The organism is Paenibacillus sp. YN15 (assembly GCF_003285005.1).
Taxonomy (GTDB): domain Bacteria; phylum Bacillota; class Bacilli; order Paenibacillales; family NBRC-103111; genus Paenibacillus_AR.
On sequence record NZ_QMFA01000107.1, the window covers coordinates 1 to 670 of the forward strand.

The window sequence follows — 670 nt, forward strand, 5'->3', positions numbered from 1 at the left end:
TAAGAAGGCGCATGGAATATCTGCCAACCGCGGGACTCTCACGGGCTGGCCCCTAAAGGGGCTACGTTACTTGCCCTTTTTTGCCGACTCCCCCGTGAACGGGTCCAGGAGTTCTTTCATGGTGAGTTGTTCGTAATTCTTATCTTCTGTCAGCTGATTGCGGATGTATTCTTCGATCACTTTCTTGTTTCGTCCTACGGTATCCACGAAGTATCCTCTACACCAAAATTGACGGTTTCCATACCGATACTTCATATTCGCAAATTGATCGAAGATCATCAGCGAACTTTTTCCCTTTAGATATCCCATAAATTCGGAGACACTTAGCTTCGGCGGAATGCTCACTAACATGTGGATGTGATCTGGACATGCTTCTGCTTCCAGGATTTCCACTCCTTTTCGCTCACATAGCTGGCGAATGATCTTTCCGATTTCTCGCTTCAGTTTCCCGTAAATGACTTGTCTCCGATATTTCGGAGCAAATACAATATGGTATTTGCAGTTCCATTTGGTATGTGCTAAGCTGCTCTTGTCCATCTTTTGGCTCCTTTGATTTCATATGTGCGGTTGGCAGACCGGCACTCATTTTATCATGAAGTTCAAAAGATGGACTACTCATAGCTTTAAGCTTTTTAGAACCCCCAGTCGAACTGGGGGTTTTCGTATACAA

1 protein-coding gene is annotated in these 670 nt (G+C 44.9%); it reads right to left on the reverse strand.

Going from position 1 to position 670, the window contains the following annotated elements:
- Positions 1 to 66: 66 nt before the first annotated feature.
- Positions 67 to 537 carry an IS200/IS605 family transposase gene (tnpA, locus tag DQG13_RS30360; protein ID WP_113023929.1) on the reverse strand — a complete coding sequence of 157 codons (471 nt, stop codon included), beginning with the start codon at positions 535 to 537 and terminating at the stop codon, positions 67 to 69.
- Positions 538 to 670: the final 133 nt, after the last annotated feature.